This window comes from Streptomyces sp. YIM 98790 (assembly GCF_011421595.1).
Classification (GTDB): Bacteria; Actinomycetota; Actinomycetes; order Streptomycetales; family Streptomycetaceae; genus Streptomyces.
Genome location: NZ_WTLH01000017.1, coordinates 37,465 through 52,753 on the forward strand (window position 1 = coordinate 37,465; position 15,289 = coordinate 52,753).

Annotated in this window: 13 protein-coding genes and 1 pseudogene; all 14 read right to left on the reverse strand. The window is 72.8% G+C overall.

Annotation, left to right across the window (positions count from 1 at the left end; all coding sequences use genetic code 11):
* Nucleotides 1–36: 36 nt before the first annotated feature.
* On the reverse strand, nucleotides 37–2,532 hold the full coding sequence (locus tag GQS09_RS05380) for a RelA/SpoT family protein (protein ID WP_399552412.1): 2,496 nt from the start codon (nucleotides 2,530–2,532) through the stop codon (nucleotides 37–39).
* Between the two features lie 209 nt (nucleotides 2,533–2,741).
* Complete coding sequence (locus GQS09_RS05385) at nucleotides 2,742–3,290, reverse strand: adenine phosphoribosyltransferase (protein ID WP_399552413.1); 549 nt, start codon at nucleotides 3,288–3,290, stop codon at nucleotides 2,742–2,744.
* A 70-nt stretch (nucleotides 3,291–3,360) separates the two neighbouring features.
* Nucleotides 3,361–4,506: a protein translocase subunit SecF gene (secF, locus tag GQS09_RS05390; protein ID WP_165984819.1), complete on the reverse strand. Its 1,146-nt coding sequence runs from the start codon at nucleotides 4,504–4,506 to the stop codon at nucleotides 3,361–3,363.
* A gap of 1 nt (nucleotide 4,507) precedes the next feature.
* Entirely contained in the window at nucleotides 4,508–6,502 is a 1,995-nt protein-coding gene (secD, locus tag GQS09_RS05395) for a protein translocase subunit SecD (RefSeq protein ID WP_313895999.1), read from the reverse strand.
* Between the two features lie 151 nt (nucleotides 6,503–6,653).
* Nucleotides 6,654–7,058, reverse strand: a complete 405-nt coding sequence (yajC, locus tag GQS09_RS05400; protein ID WP_207957495.1) for a preprotein translocase subunit YajC — start codon at nucleotides 7,056–7,058, stop codon at nucleotides 6,654–6,656.
* A gap of 229 nt (nucleotides 7,059–7,287) precedes the next feature.
* Nucleotides 7,288–8,334, reverse strand: coding sequence for a Holliday junction branch migration DNA helicase RuvB (gene ruvB, locus GQS09_RS05405; protein WP_165984821.1), 1,047 nt, complete (start codon nucleotides 8,332–8,334; stop codon nucleotides 7,288–7,290).
* 118 nt (nucleotides 8,335–8,452) lie between these two features.
* Nucleotides 8,453–9,085 (reverse strand): Holliday junction branch migration protein RuvA, encoded by a 633-nt coding sequence (ruvA, locus tag GQS09_RS05410; protein ID WP_165984822.1) that lies wholly within the window; start codon nucleotides 9,083–9,085, stop codon nucleotides 8,453–8,455.
* Complete coding sequence (gene ruvC, locus GQS09_RS05415) at nucleotides 9,082–9,621, reverse strand: crossover junction endodeoxyribonuclease RuvC (RefSeq protein ID WP_165984823.1); 540 nt, start codon at nucleotides 9,619–9,621, stop codon at nucleotides 9,082–9,084. Before ruvC ends, ruvA begins: the two co-directional genes overlap by 4 nt.
* 217 nt (nucleotides 9,622–9,838) lie before the next feature.
* Nucleotides 9,839–10,587: pseudogene (locus GQS09_RS05420) on the reverse strand (YebC/PmpR family DNA-binding transcriptional regulator); the annotation flags it as partial.
* Between the two features lie 68 nt (nucleotides 10,588–10,655).
* Entirely contained in the window at nucleotides 10,656–11,270 is a 615-nt protein-coding gene (pdxT, locus tag GQS09_RS05425) for a pyridoxal 5'-phosphate synthase glutaminase subunit PdxT (RefSeq protein ID WP_165984824.1), read from the reverse strand.
* Between the two features lie 111 nt (nucleotides 11,271–11,381).
* Nucleotides 11,382–12,311: a pyridoxal 5'-phosphate synthase lyase subunit PdxS gene (gene pdxS / locus GQS09_RS05430; protein WP_165984825.1), complete on the reverse strand. Its 930-nt coding sequence runs from the start codon at nucleotides 12,309–12,311 to the stop codon at nucleotides 11,382–11,384.
* Nucleotides 12,312–12,509: 198 nt separating this feature from the next.
* Nucleotides 12,510–13,067 (reverse strand): hypothetical protein, encoded by a 558-nt coding sequence (locus GQS09_RS05435; protein WP_313896000.1) that lies wholly within the window; start codon nucleotides 13,065–13,067, stop codon nucleotides 12,510–12,512.
* 72 nt (nucleotides 13,068–13,139) lie between these two features.
* Nucleotides 13,140–14,300: a glycosyltransferase family 4 protein gene (locus GQS09_RS05440; protein WP_165984826.1), complete on the reverse strand. Its 1,161-nt coding sequence runs from the start codon at nucleotides 14,298–14,300 to the stop codon at nucleotides 13,140–13,142.
* Nucleotides 14,301–14,307: 7 nt separating this feature from the next.
* The gene (locus GQS09_RS05445) at nucleotides 14,308–15,243 is read right to left on the reverse strand and encodes a phosphatidylinositol mannoside acyltransferase (RefSeq protein WP_165984827.1); all 936 of its coding nucleotides are present in this window, start codon (nucleotides 15,241–15,243) and stop codon (nucleotides 14,308–14,310) included.
* Nucleotides 15,244–15,289: the final 46 nt, after the last annotated feature.

Consider the following 15,289-nt stretch of genomic DNA (forward strand, 5'->3'; position numbering starts at 1 on the left):
GCCGGGCCGGCCGGCCCGGCCCCCTCGCGGCGCGGTTCAGTGCTTGCGGGAGGGGGTGACGCGGTAGACGTCGTAGACGCCCTCCACCCCGCGCACCGCCTTCAGCACATGGCCCAGGTGCTTCGGATCCCCCATCTCGAAGGTGAAGCGGGAGGTCGCCACCCGGTCACGGGAGGTCTGCACGGCCGCCGACAGGATGTTGACATGCTGGTCGGACAGCACCCGGGTGACGTCCGACAGCAGCCGTGAGCGGTCCAGCGCCTCGACCTGGATGGCCACCAGGAAGACCGAGGACTGGGTCGGCGCCCACTCGACCTCCAGCATGCGTTCCGGCTCCCGCGCCAGGGACTCGACGTTGTCGCAGTCCGCCCGGTGCACCGAGACACCGCTGCCCCGGGTGACGAAGCCGATGATCGGGTCCCCCGGCACCGGGGTGCAGCAGCGGGCCAGCTTCACCCAGACGTCCTCGGCGCCCTTGACCACCACCCCGGGATCGGCGGTGGAGCGCCGCCGCGCTCCGCGTGCCGGCACCGGCGGCGCCGACTCGGCGACGTCCTCGCCGGCCGCCTCCTCGCCGCCCACTGCCAGCACCAGCTTCTGCACCACGCTCTGTGCCGAGACATGGCCCTCGCCGATCGCGGCGTAGAGCGCCGAGATGTCGGGGTAGCGCATCTCGTGGGCCAGCGTGACCAGGGCGTCGCCGGTGAGGATGTGCTGGATCGGCAGGTTCTGCTTGCGCATGGCCCGCACGATGGCGTCCTTGCCCTGCTCGATCGCCTCGTCCCGGCGCTCCCGGGAGAACCAGCCGCGGATCTTGTTGCGCGCCCGTGCCGACTTGACGAAGCCCAGCCAGTCCCGGGACGGCCCGGCGCCGGGCGCCTTGGAGGTGAAGATCTCCACCGTGTCGCCGTTGTCCAGGGTGGACTCCAGCGGCACCAGCCGGCCGTTGACCTTGGCGCCTATGGTGCGGTGGCCGACCTCGGTGTGCACCGCGTAGGAGAAGTCCACCGGGGTGGCCCCGGCGGGCAGCGCGATCACATCGCCTTTGGGCGTGAAGACGAAGACCTCGTTGCGGGACAGGTCGAAGCGCAGCGACTCCAGGAACTCGCCCGGGTCGGTGGTCTCCTTCTGCCAGTCCAGCAGCTGGCGCAGCCAGGTCATCTCCTTGACCGCGTCGCCGCCCTTCTCGCTCTTCTTCGGGGGCGTGCCCAGCCCGCGGGCACCGGCCGCCACCGCCTGCTGCTTGTACTTCCAGTGCGCGGCGATGCCGTACTCGGCCCGGCGGTGCATCTCGTAGGTGCGGATCTGGAGCTCCACCGGCTTGCCGCCCGGACCGATCACCGTGGTGTGCAGTGACTGGTACATGTTGAACTTGGGCATGGCGATGTAGTCCTTGAACCGCCCGGGGACCGGATTCCACCGCGCGTGCACGGTGCCCAGCGCCGCGTAGCAGTCACGGACGGTGTCGACCAGCAGCCTTATGCCCACCAGGTCGTAGATCTCGGCGAAGTCCCGGCCGCGCACCACCATCTTCTGGTAGATCGAGTAGTAGTGCTTGGGCCGTCCGGTGACGGTGGCCTTGATCCGCGCGCCGCGCAGGTCGTTCTGCACCTCGTCGATGACGGTGGCCAGGTAGTCGTCCCGCTTGGGGGCGCGCTCGGCCACCAGCCGGACGATCTCGTCGTACATCTTGGGGTAGAGGATGGCGAAGGCCAGGTCCTCCAGCTCCCACTTGATGGTGTTCATGCCCAGCCGGTGCGCCAGCGGGGCGTAGATCTCCAGCGTCTCCCGGGCCTTCTGCTCCTGCTTCTCCCGCTTCAGGAAACGCATCGTGCGCATGTTGTGCAGCCGGTCGGCCAGCTTGATGACCAGGACCCGCGGGTCCTTGGCCATGGCGACGACCATCTTGCGCACCGTCTCGGCCTGGGCGGCCTCGCCGAACTTGACCTTGTCCAGCTTGGTGACGCCGTCCACCAGCAGCGCCACCTGGTCGCCGAAGTCACGGCGCAGGTTGTCCAGGCCGTACTCGGTGTCCTCCACGGTGTCGTGCAGCAGCCCGGCCATCAGGGTGGCGGTGTCCATGCCCAGCTCGGCCAGGATCGTGGTGACGGCCAGCGGGTGGGTGATGTAGGGGTCGCCGCTGCGCCGCTTCTGGCCGCGGTGCCAGCGCTCGGCCACCTGGTAGGCGCGCTCGATCTGGCGCAGTGCCGCGGTGTCCGCCTTGGGGTCGTTCGCCCGGATCACCCGCAGCAGCGGCTCCAGCACCGGGTTGTAGGGGCTGGAGCGCTGCACGCCGAGCCGCGCCAGCCGGGCGCGCACCCGGTTGGAGGAACCCGAGCGGCCGGAGATGCCGGAGATGGCGGGCACCGCCGGACCGGCCTGCGCCGACGCGGGTTCGGGCTTGCGTTCCGGGGCGTCGCCGTTCCGCCCCACGGCCGTCGAGCCGGCGGCCGGACGGTGTGTGCCGTTCACCGGTGGGGCGTCGTGGCTGTGCGGCCCGCCTGAGGTGCGTGGCTGGGGCTCGTCTGGCAAGGGGGACTCCCGGGGGGACGGTCGGACTGCCATGGTAGCGAGCCGGGGCCGTCGGCACGTTTCGGCGAGATGGCGGGACCCGCGGCCCGCTCCGCGCCCGGTGTGCACCGGGCCGGGAGCCGGAGCAACGGCGCCGCGGCGGGACCCCTTCCCGGCACTGTGTCCGGGTGGGGTCCCGCCGCGGCGGTGACGTGCGGCGGAGCGTGCCCTCAGACGGTGAGCAGCACGTCCAGCGGGGCCGTGCCGAGCGCGGGGAGCAGCCGCTCCCGGCCGGCCAGGAAGCTCAGCTCCATGAGCATGGCCACCCCGGCCACCTGGGCTCCGGTGCGGCGGATCAGGTGCAGCGAGGCCTCCGCCGTGCCGCCGGTGGCCAGCACGTCGTCGATCACCAGCACCCGGTCCTGCGGAGTGAGGTCCTCGGCGTGCAGCTCGATCTCCGCGCTGCCGTATTCCAGCCGGTAGGACTGCGAGATGGTGGCGCCGGGCAGCTTGCCGGCCTTGCGGACCGGGACGAAGCCGACCTGGGCGGTCACCGCGACCGGTGCCGCCAGGATGAAGCCGCGCGCCTCCAGCCCGACCACCTTGGTCGCCCGCTGGCGCCGGCAGATGGCCGCCATGGTCTCGGTGACCAGGGAGAACGCCGCGGAGTCGGCCAGCAGCGGGGTGATGTCCTTGAACATCACGCCCGGCTGCGGGTAATCGGCCACCTCCCGGATCCGGCTGAGCAGCAGCTCCCGGGTCTCCTGCGGCACGGGCACGGCGGGGGCCGGCGGCACCGCCGGCGCGGCCCCGCCGCTCCCGGGCGTCGTCGCCTCGGTCACCGCCGGATCACCGCCGCTTGCCGGACGGGCGGCCCCGGCCCCGGCTGCGGGAGACCGGCTGGCGGCGCTGGACCACCACGAATCCCTCCTCGTCGGTCGCAAGCGCCTCGTCCGCCGGGGCGCCCGGGCGGGACACGGCGGCGTGCACCGCGGTGGGGGCGTTGGCCGAGTCCTCGGTCTCGCCGCGCTCGGTGCGCTTGGCCAGGATGCGGCGGTCGTGGGCCTTGATCTCCGGGTCCCGCAGCCGGAAGTCCACGACCACCGGAGTGGCGATGAAGATCGACGAGAAGGTACCGGCGGCCAGGCCGACGAACAGCGCCAGCGCGATGTCCTTGAGCATGCCGCCGCCGAGCAGGCCGGTGCCGATGAACAGCAGCCCGCCGACCGGCAGCAGCGCCACCACCGAGGTGTTCACCGACCGCACCACGGTGGCGTTGATGCCCTGGTTGGCCAGCTCCCCGAAGGTGAACCGGGTCTGTTTGGTGACCGAGCCGGTCTTCTCCTTGACCTTGTCGAAGACCACCACCGTGTCGTAGAGCGAATAGCCCAGGATGGTGAGCATGCCGACCACGGTGCCCGGGGTCACCTCGAAGCCCACGAAGGCGTAGACACCGACGGTGATCGCCAGGTCGTGCAGCAGCGCGACCAGCGCGCCCAGCGCCATCCGCCACTCGAAGGCGATGGCCAGGTAGATGCTGACCAGCGCGAGGAAGATGATGACGCCGCGCAGCGCCTTGTCGGTCATCTGGTCGCCCCAGCTGGGGCCGACCACCTCGGCGTTGACGTCGGTGGCGGCCACGCCCAGCTCGGCGGCGATGGCCTCGCGCACCTCGCCGGACTCCTCGGTGTCCAGGCCGGTGACCTGGATGCGCAGCGCGCCGCTGCCCAGTTCCTGGACCCGGGCGTCGTTGCCGGAGGCGTCCTCGGCGACGCGCCGGGCATCGTCCTGGCTGATGGAGGCGTCGGGCGGGGTGGTGAGCACCGCGCCGCCCTGGAACTCCACACCCATGTACAGGCCGCGCACGCCCAGGCCGGTGAGCGAGACGATCACCAGCAGCACCGAGATGGCATACCAGAACTTGCGGCGGCCCACGAAGTCGTAGGCCATCTCACCGCGGTAGAGCTTGGCGCCGAGCGTTCCGAAGCGGGACATCTCAGGCCTCCTTCGGTTCGGCGGGGACGGTGACCGGGCGGCGTCCGCCGCGCCGGATGGGCGGCGGTGCTCCGAGCCGCTTCGGGTCCAGCCCGGACCACTTGTTGCCGCGGGAGAAGAACTTGCGGCCGCCGGCCAGCGAGACCAGGGGCTTGGTCAGCAGGAAGACGATCAGCACGTCCATCGCGGTGGTCAGGCCGAGCACGAAGGCGAAGCCCTGCACCGAGCCGACCGAGACGAGGAACAGCACGATCGCGGCCAGGAACGACACCACGTCGGAGACGAGGATGGTGCGCCGGGCGCGCGGCCAGGCGCGGTGGATGGCGGCCCGCACCGGGCGGCCCTCGCGGACCTCGTCCCGGATCCGTTCGAAGTAGACGATGAAGGAGTCCGCGGTGATGCCGATCGAGACGATGGCGCCGCACACCGCCGGCAGGCTGAGCGCGAAGCCGATGGCCGTGCCGAGCAGCGACATCACCACGTAGGTCAGCAGCCCCATGGCCGCCAGGCTGGTGATCGCGACCAGGGCCAGCACCCGGTAGTAGAAGAAGAGGTAGCCCATCACCAGGGCCAGGCCGATGCCGCCGGCGATCAGGCCCGCCCGGAGCTGCTCGCTGCCGAGGGTGGGCGAGACCGTGGTGACGTTGGCCTCCTCGAAGGTGAGCGGCAGGGCGCCGTACTTGAGGACGTTGGCCAGGTTGGCGGCTTCCTCCTGGGTGAACGGGTTGCCCTCGCCGCCCTCGATGATGGCGCTGCCGCCGCCGAGGCGCTCGCTCACCGAGGGGGCGGAGACCACCTCGCCGTCCAGCAGGATGGCGAACTGGTTCTGCGGCGGGGCCTTGGTGGCCAGCTCCGCGGTGATGTCCGCGAACTTGTCACCGCCGGTCTTGTTGAAGTCCATGGTGACGATCCACTCGGCGCGCTGCGGATCGAAAACGGCGTCCGCGCCGGTGAGGTCGGTGCCGGGGACGGCCACCGGGCCGAGCTGGTACTTCAGGCCGTCCTCGCCGCAGGCCACGATCGGCTCGTCGTCCTCGGCCTGGACGGCGGCCTGGCTGGCGGCCAGCCGCGCCTCGGGGGTGGAGCAGTCGAGGTCGGCGAGGGCCTGGGTGACCTCGTCGAGCCCGGTGCCCTCGTCGGCCGGGGTCCCGGGCTCCTCCCCCGTGCCCTCGGCGGTGCCCTCGTCGGCGGTGCCCTCGGTCGTGCCCTCGGTGGCGCCCTTGTCCGTGGCCCCGGTGTCCTCGGTGGCCTCGGCGCCGGGGGACTCCTCGGCCTCGTGCTCGTCGGTGCGGAAGGAGGCGGGGGAGGCGGTGGCGGCGGACTCCCCGCCGATCACGGTGTCGCCCAGCGACGGCAGGCTCTGGTCGCTGGTGTCCTCCTCGGTGCCGGTCCCGCCGCCGGTGTCTCCTTCGGTGCCTTCCGCACCTTCCGTGCCTTCGCTGCCCTCGGCGGAACCGTCCGTGCCCTCGGTGGCGCCGTCCGTGGCGTCCTCACCGGTCTCCCCGGTCTCCCCGGTGTCCTCGCCCGTGCCGCCGGTCTCCTCGCCCTCCGGGACGATGGTGGAGTAGTCGACGGTGACGACCGGACGGAAGGCCATCTGCGCGGTGGTGCCCACCTGCTCCCGGGCCTGCTTCTCGTCGGTCCCCCTGGGGATGGAGACCACGATGTTGCGGTCGCCCTGCGCCTGGACCGTGGCCTCGGACACACCCAGGCCGTTCACCCGGCGCTCGATGATGCTGACGGCGGTGTTCAGGTTCTCCTGGGTGACCGCGCCCTCATTGCGCGCGTCCTCGGTGGCGGAGAGCGTGATGCTCGTGCCGCCGGCGAGGTCGATGCCCAGCCGCGGGGTCGTCTCACCGGTGGCGAACATGCCTGCGGTGAGTGCTGCGGCGAGGATCAGGAACACCACGATGGCGCGTCCCGGCCTCCCGTATGCCGACCTGGCGTCCTTCTTGGCGGGCTTGGGGGGCCTGAAGCCCGGGTTAGGTCCAGCCACCTTCTCGTCTCTTTCTGTCCAACGGCTCACGCCCGGTGGTCGCGGCGCGGCTGGCGGTACCGCCCGGGCCGCTCCGGTCCGGGGGATGGTGCCTCAACGGTTCCGTCCACGCTCAGGTGCCGGCGGCCGTGTGCGGCCGCCGGCACCTGGCTCAGGACTTGCCGCCTTCGCCGTCGTGCTTGGAGTCGTCGCCCGGTTCGCTGTCGTCCGGCGAGCCCTTGCCGAGATCGATGCCGCTCCCCTTCGGCTCCTGATCTCCCTCGGTCAGCGAGGAGGCGTCGTCCGGGACTTCCGGGGTGTCGTCGTCATCCGGATCGGTTTCTCCGTTCACGATCCGGTGGTATTCGTCGGCTTCCAGGATCGCGGAGACCGCCTGCTTGCTGAACACCGCGTGCATGCCGGGCTCCAGCTCCAGCAGCAGCGTGTCGTGGCGCACCTCCTTGACCAGGGCATACATGCCACCGATCGTGCGGATGCCGGTGCCTGGTTCGATCGAGTTGCGCATGTCTTCGAGCTGGCGCTGCTTGTTCTTGGCCGAGCGCGTCATCAGCAGCATGACGCCGATCACCAGGACGAGCGGGAGTAGAAGTTCCACGGCGGAGGATTTTCCTTAACACGGCCGGTATGAACCGGCCTGAAGTTTTTGGGCGGGGGGTATGCCATCCTCTTGAGGTGGCGTCGGCGCAGTCTAAGCGAGGCTTCGCCGCATGAACAACGTCAGTGACAGCGGCGATGTTCCGGCCCGGACGCCGGGATCCGAGGCGAATGGCCGGATTCCATCATATTCAGGTGTCGAACAGACCTGCCTGGGCCTGCGGCCTCTCCGGCGGTTCCAGCCCCAGATGGCGCCAGGCCGCAGGGGTCGCCACCCGGCCCCGCGGGGTGCGGGCCAGCAGGCCCTCGCGGACCAGGAACGGCTCGGCGACCTCCTCCACGGTCTCCCGCTCCTCCCCCACCGCGACCGCCAGGGTGGACAGACCCACCGGGCCGCCGCCGAACAGCTTCAGCAGTGCGCCGAGCACCGCCCGGTCCAGCCGGTCCAGGCCCCGCTCGTCCACCTCGTAGACCTCCAGGGCCCGGGCCGCGACCGGAGCGGTGATCACGCCGTCCGCCCTGACCTGGGCGTAGTCCCGGACCCGGCGAAGCAGCCGGTTGGCGATCCGCGGGGTGCCCCGGGACCGGCCGGCGATCTCGGCGGCGCCCGCCCGGTCCACCGAGACGTCCAGCAGCGCGGCGGAGCGGTGGATCACGCGCTCCAGCTCGTCGCGGCCGTAGTGCTCCATGTGTCCGGTGAAGCCGAAGCGGTCGCGCAGCGGCGGGGGCAGCAGCCCGGCCCGGGTGGTGGCGCCGACCAGGGTGAACGGCGGCAGTTCCAGCGGGATGGCGGTCGCCCCGGGGCCCTTGCCGACGATCACGTCGACCCGGAAGTCCTCCATGGCCATGTAGAGCATCTCCTCGGCCGGGCGGGCCATGCGGTGGATCTCGTCCAGGAACAGCACCTCGCCCTCCTGGAGCGAGGAGAGGATCGAGGCGAGATCCCCGGCGTGCTGCACGGCCGGGCCGGAGGTGATCCGGATCGGGGCGCCCATCTCGGTGGCGACGATCATGGCCAGGGTGGTCTTGCCCAGGCCCGGGGCACCGGAGAGCAGCACATGGTCGGCGGTGGCGCCACGGGCGCGGGCGGCGCGCAGCACCAGATCGAGCTGTTCCCGGACGCGCTCCTGGCCGATGAACTCGCCCAGGCTGCGCGGGCGCAGCGCGGCCTCGACCGCGGCGTCCTCGCTGTCCGGGGCGGCGCCGACCAGGCGCTCGGCCGGTTCCTCCCGGCTCATGGCCGCCCCCTTCCGGCCCGGCGGCGCGGCCGTGGGGCGGGCGGCGCGGCGGTGCGGCGGCCGGGTGCGGGACGGTTCACGGCGGCGGGCTCCTGTTCGGCTGCGGCGTGCGGGGCGGTCAGCGGGTGCGGTTGAGGGTCTGCAGGGCGGCCCGGAGCAGGGGGGCGAGGTCGGGGCGGCGCCCGGCCGCCTCCTCGGTCCCGGCCTGCGGGGTGACGGCGGCGACCGCCTCCTCGGCCTGCCGGGGCTGGTAGCCCAGCCCGACCAGGGCCTCGTGCAGCTGCTGCTCCCAGGGGGCGGGGCCGGCGGCCTGCGCGGGGCGGGCGGCACCGGCCCGGGTCTCGCCGACCGGGGCGCCGAGCCGGTCCTTGAGCTCCAGCAGCAGCTTCTGGGCGCCCTTCTTGCCGATGCCGGGGACGGCGGTGAGGGCCTTCTCGTCCCCGCCGGCGACCGCCCGGCGCAGGGCGTCGGGGCTGTGCACGGCCAGCATCGCCTGGGCCAGCCGGGGGCCGACGCCGCTGGCGGTCTGGAGCAGCTCGAAGACCTGCCGCTCGTCCTCGTCGGCGAAGCCGTACAGGGTGAGGGAATCCTCCCGGACGACCAGCGAGGTGGCCAGCCGCGCGGCCTGGCCGGTGCGCAGACCGGAGAGGGTGCCGGGGGTGCACTGCACGGCGATGCCGACTCCCCCGACCTCGACGACCGCGGCGTCCGGGGCGAGGGCGGCGACCGTTCCGCTGACGAAGGCGATCATGTGGGGCTGCCCTTCGGGACTCGTGCGGTCTCCCGCTCCCGGGCCCGGTCCAGCCGGTGCTGGGCGGAGGCCCGCCAGATGTGGCAGATGGCCAGGGCCAGGGCGTCCGCGGCGTCGGCCGGTCTCGGTGCCGCGGCCAGCCGGAGCAGGCGCGTCACCATGGCGCCGACCTGGGCCTTGTCCGCCCGGCCGGAGCCGGTGACGGCGGCCTTGACCTCGCTGGGGGTGTGCAGGGCGACCGGCAGCCCGCGGCGGGCGGCGCACAGCATGGCCACCGCGCCGGCCTGCGCGGTGCCCATCACGGTGCGCACGTTGTGCTGGCTGAAGACCCGCTCCACGGCCACCGCCTCGGGCCGGTGCTCGTCCATCCACTGCTCCAGGCCCTGTTCGATCAGCAGCAGCCGCTGCGGGGCCGGGGCGTCGGCGGGGGTGCGGATCACGCCCACGCCGGCCATGCGCAGCGGGCGGCCGGCCGTGCCGTCGACCACACCGACGCCGCACCTGGTCAGCCCCGGGTCCACACCGAGCACCCTCATGCCGCGGCTCCTCCCCTGCCGGTGCTGCTCCGCCTGTTCACGCTTCCGGCTCCGCAGGGTAGTCGGCCCCACCGACAATGCCGGCGGCACCGGCCCGGGCGTGCCGGGGCGCGCCCGGGCCGGTGCCGCTCCGGGGCCCGCTCAGGCTCCGACCTTGGCCATGACCTCGTCGGGGACGTCGAAGTTGGCGAAGACGTTCTGCACGTCGTCGCTGTCNGCTCCGACCTTGGCCATGACCTCGTCGGGGACGTCGAAGTTGGCGAAGACGTTCTGCACGTCGTCGCTGTCCTCGATGGCGTCGATCAGCTTGAAGATCTTGCGGGCGCCCTCCTCGTCCAGCTCCACCTGCATGGTGGGGACGAAGTTGGCCTCGGCGGAGTCGTAGTCGATGCCCGACTCCTGGAGCGCGGTGCGCACCGCGACCAGGTCGGTGGCCTCCGAGATCACCTCGAAGTTCTCACCGAGGTCGTTGACCTCCTCGGCGCCGGCGTCCAGCACGGCGGCGAGGACGTCGTCCTCGGTCAGCCCGCCCTTGGGGACGATCACCACGCCCTTGCGGTTGAACAGGTAGGCCACCGAGCCCGGGTCGGCCATCGAGCCGCCGTTGCGGGTCATGGCCACCCGCACGTCGGAGGCGGCCCGGTTGCGGTTGTCGGTGAGGCACTCGATGAGGATCGCCACGCCGTTGGGCCCGTAGCCCTCGTACATGATGGTCTCGTAGTCGGCCCCGCCGGCCTCCAGGCCCGCGCCGCGCTTGATGGCGCTCTCGATGTTCTTGTTGGGCACCGAGCTCTTGCGGGCCTTCTGCACGGCGTCGTAGAGCGTCGGGTTGCCATCCGGGTCGGGGCCGCCGAGCCGTGCCGCCACCTCGATGTTCTTGATCAGCTTGGCGAAGAGCTTGCCGCGCTTGGCATCGATCACGGCCTTCTTGTGCTTGGTGGTTGCCCACTTGGAGTGGCCGGACACAGCCCCGCTCCTTCGTTAGGTCATCGACAGTCAACAGAACCGACGCCGGAGATCCTACCGTCCGTCGCTCACCGGCCCGAGTCCCCGGCCGCCCGCACCATGGCGGTGAACAGGGCGTGCACCCGGTGGTCGCCGGTGAGTTCCGGGTGGAAGGCGGTGGCGAGCAGCCGGCCCTGCCGGACCGCGACCGGATGGCCGTCCCAGGAGGCGAGCACCTCCACCCCGGCGCCGGTGGACTCCACCCAGGGCGCACGGATGAACACGCCCTCCACCGGGCCGCCGTCGATGCCCGCGAAGTCCAGCGCGGCCTCGAAGGACTCGTTCTGCCGGCCGAAGGCGTTGCGCCGCACGATCATGTCGATGCCGCCCACGGTCTCCTGGCCGGAGCGCGGGTCGAGGATCTTGTCGGCCAGCATGATCATGCCGGCGCAGGTGCCGTAGACCGGCATGCCCGCCCGGGCCCGCTCCCGCAGCGGTTCCATCAGCCCGAAGGCATGGGCCAGCTTGGACATGGTGGTGGACTCGCCACCGGGGATCACCAGGGCCGCGCACTCGGCCAGCTCGCCGGGGCGGCGGACCTCACGGGGCTCCGCGCCGGCGGCACGCAGTGCGGCCAGGTGCTCACGGACGTCGCCCTGAAGGGCGAACACGCCGATGACGGGGGTGGTCTCGGCAGCGGACACGGTGTTTCCTCCCGAAGCTCTCGGAACGGGCCGGACGGGCGGGGCGGCGGGCCCGGCGGTGCGGGCGGATGCGGGCGGCCCCGGGGCCGGGGAGCCGCCCGCGCCGCCGGTTCACCAGCCGCGGTCGGCGTAGCGCTCGCTCTCCGGGAGGGTGTCGCAGTTGATGCCCACCATGGCCTCGCCGAGGTTGCGGGAGACATCCGCGATGATCTTCGCATCGTCGTAGAAGGTGGTGGCCTTGACGATGGCGGCGGCGCGCCGGGCCGGGTCGCCGGACTTGAAGATGCCGGAGCCGACGAACACGCCCTCGGCTCCGAGCTGGCGCATCAGCGCGGCGTCGGCCGGGGTTGCCACACCGCCGGCGGAGAACAGCACCACCGGGAGCCTGCCCAGCTCGGCCACCTCCTTGACCAGCTCGTACGGGGCGCGCAGCTCCTTGGCGGCGGCGTACAGCTCGGTGTTGTCCAGGCCCTTGAGGCGGGCGATCTCGCCCTTGATCTGACGCATGTGGCGGACCGCCTCGACCACGTTGCCGGTGCCGGCCTCGCCCTTGGAACGGATCATGGCCGCGCCCTCGGAGATCCGGCGCAGGGCCTCGCCGAGATTGGTGGCGCCGCAGACGAAGGGCGTGGTGAAGGCCCACTTGTCGCTGTGGTTGACCTCGTCGGCCGGGGTGAGCACCTCGGACTCGTCGATGTAGTCCACGCCGAGCGCCTGGAGGACCTGGGCCTCCACGAAGTGGCCGATCCGGGACTTGGCCATGACGGGGATGGAGACCGCGTTGATGATGCCCTCGATCATGTCCGGGTCGGACATCCGGGCCACCCCGCCGTCCTTGCGGATGTCGGCGGGCACCCGCTCCAGCGCCATCACCGCGACGGCGCCGGCGTCCTCGGCGATCCTTGCCTGTTCGGGGGTGACGACATCCATGATCACGCCGCCCTTGAGCTGCTCGGCCATGCCGCGCTTCACGCGCGCGGTGCCGGTAGCGGGAGCCTGGGGCGTGCCGGCCTGCGATGTGCTGGGGGACGTGCTGGACACGGATCTGACCTCATTCGTGGGAGAGTCGTGGAAGATCTGCCGGGAGATCTGTCGGAGAAACGACAAAGCCAATGGTAGGGCCAACGATTCCGGCGCGAGCGCGCCGCCGGACGGTGCCCGGTTACCGATGAAAACGCGCGCGCGGGGCGTCCGGAAGGGCCAATCGGTCTCCGGTGGACCGCTCCCGGCTCCGGCCGGTCACCCGGCCGCGGCGGTGCCGTTGCCGTAGGCGGCCAGCACCTCCGGGGCCTCGTCGTCCATGTCGAAGGCCATCGGGAAGGGCGCGTGCCCGGCCAGCCGGAACCAGCGCACCTTGCGGTGGCGGCGCAGCGCCCGCGCCGCCCGCACCGCGTCGTTGTGGAAACGGCGGGCCATGGGCACCCGCCGGACCGCAGCGGCGAGTTCGGCCACCGCCTCCGGCCCGCCGGGCACCTCGCTGACCGCGGTGAGCTGCTCCCGGTCCCCCAGCACCGCGCGCAGCGCCTGGCTCAGTTCGCTCTCCGCGACCTCCCGCTCGTCCTCGGGGGCCCGGCGGGCGGCGTGCGCGGCCTGGTAGAGCACCATGGCGGAGGCCGGGTCGAAGACCCCGGAGGTGGCCAGCTCCAGCGTGGCCGAGGCGCGGCGCAGCAACTGGGCGTCCAGCGCGGCTCGGGCGGCGTCGATCCGGGCGTGCAGCCGGTCCAGACGGCCGGCGGTCCAGCTCAGGTAGACGCCGATGAGCAGCAGGACGACGGCGATCCAGATCACGGTGGTCACGGCAGGCCACAGTACCCGCAGCGGTCACCGGCACCGGCCGGCGGGCGGGCGGGCGGGAACCGGCTGCCCGCCTCAGCCGCTCCGGGACCAGAGGCGCGACCAGGGGCTGAGCCGGTCGTCGGGGGCCACGGTGGAGGCTCCCTCGGTGACCGTCTCGTAGACCGCCAGGATGTCGGAGCCGACCGTGGACCAGTCGAAGCGCCGCACGTGGCGGCGGGCCCGTTCGCGCAGGGCGGCCCGCCGCGCCGGATCGGCCAGCAGTTCCGCGGCGGCGCCGGCCAGGGCGTCGGCGTCCCCGGTGGGGAACAGCACGCCCGCGGTGCCGCCGTCCAGCACCTGGCTGAACGCGTCCAGGTCGCTGGCCAGCACCGGGGCGCCGGCCGACATGGCCTCGACCAGGATGATGCCGAAGCTCTCGCCGCCGAGGTTGGGCGCGGCGTAGACGTCCACGCTGCGCAGCAGCCGGGCCTTGTCCTCGTCGCTGATCATGCCCAGGAAGTCCACCCGGTCGCGCAGCGCGGCCGGCAGCAGTCCGGCGGCCTCCCTGGTGTCGCCGCGCCCGGCGACCAGCAGCCGGGCCTGCGGCTGCCGCTCCAGAATCCGGGGGAACGCCCTGAGCAGCACCGGCAGCCCCTTGCGGGACTCGTCGATGCGCCCTATGAAGCCGATGGTGGAGCCCTGCCACTCGGCCTTGGGCTCGGCGTCGGAGAAGAAACCGACGTCCACGCCGTTGGGGATGGTGACGGCGTCGCCGCCGAGGTGTTCCACCAGGGTGCGCCGGGCGTATTCGCTGACCGCGATCCGGGCGCTGATCTTCTCCAGGGCGGGCTGCAGGATCGGGTAGGCGGCGACCATGGCGCGGGAGCGCGGGTTGGAGGTGTGGAAGGTGGCCACGATGGGGCCGCGCGCCACCCAGCAGGTGAGCAGGGCCAGCGAGGGCGCGGCCGGCTCGTGCAGGTGCAGCACGTCGAAGTCGCCGTCGTGCACCCAGCGGCGGACCCGTGCGGCGGAGAGCGGGCCGAAGCTGAGCCTGGCCACCGAGCCGTTGTAGGGCACGGCCATCGCCCGGCCCGCGGAGACCACGTACGGCGGCAGCGGGGTGCCGTCGTCGGACGGGGCGAGCACCGAGACGGTGTGGCCCAGCCGGATCAGGTGCTCGGCCAGGTCCCGGACGTGGAACTGCACTCCGCCGGGGACGTCCCAGGAATAGGGGCAGACGATGCCGATCCTCACCGGGCGCTCACCGGGCCTCGGGCCCGGTGCCGCCGGCGGCGGCCCGCCGGCGTTCCCGGGCCGCCAGGTCGGCGGACCACAGCGGCTGGAGCATGTGCCAGTCCTGGGGGTGGGCGGCGATGCTCGCGGCGAACCGGTCGGCGAGTTCCTGGGTCATCGCCCGGCCGCGCTCCGCCCGGGTGCCGGCCGCGGGGACCTCCACCGGGGGCTCGACCCGGGCGCGCAGCACCGGGGTCTCGTCGTACCAGAGGGTGGCCGGGAGCAGCAGGGCGCCGGTGTGCTGGGCGAGCAGCGCGGGGCCGCCGGGCATCCGGGCGGTCTCGCCGAAGAACTTCACCTCCACGCCGGAGGCGGACAGGTCGCGGTCGGCGACCAGGGCCACCATTCCGCCCTTGCGCAGCCGGCGGGCGAGGGTGCCGAAGGCCTCGCCGCCGCTGTGCGGCAGCACCTCCATGCCCAGGGACTCCCGGTGCGCGACGAAACGGTCGTACACGCTCTCCGGCTTCAGCCGTTCGGCGACCGTGGTGAGCCGGACCGAGAAGGTAGTGGTGAGGAAGGCGCCGGCCAGGTCCCAGTTGGCCAGGTGCGGCAGGGCGAGGATGATGCCGCGGTCGGACTCCACGGCGTCGGCGAGGGTGCGGAAGTTCTCCACCGCGACCCCGGCCCGGATCCGGGCCGGGCTCCACACCGGGAGCCGGAAGGACTCCATCCAGTAGCGCAGGTAGGAACGCATGCCGGCGCGGGACAGGGCGCGCAGCCGGTCCGGGCCGGCGTCCGGCACCACGCGGGCGAGGTTGGCCTCCAGCTGCCGGACTCCGGTGCCGCGGCGGCGCCAGGCGGTGTCCGCGATGCGCCGGCCCAGGGCCGCGGCGGCGGGTTCGGGGAGCCGTTGCACGGCGCTCCAGCCGAGTCCGTAGAGGGTGCCGGCGAGCCGCTCGTTCATGCGCCGCCGCTCCCCCGTCCCGGGCGGTGCCGCCGCCCGGCCCCGG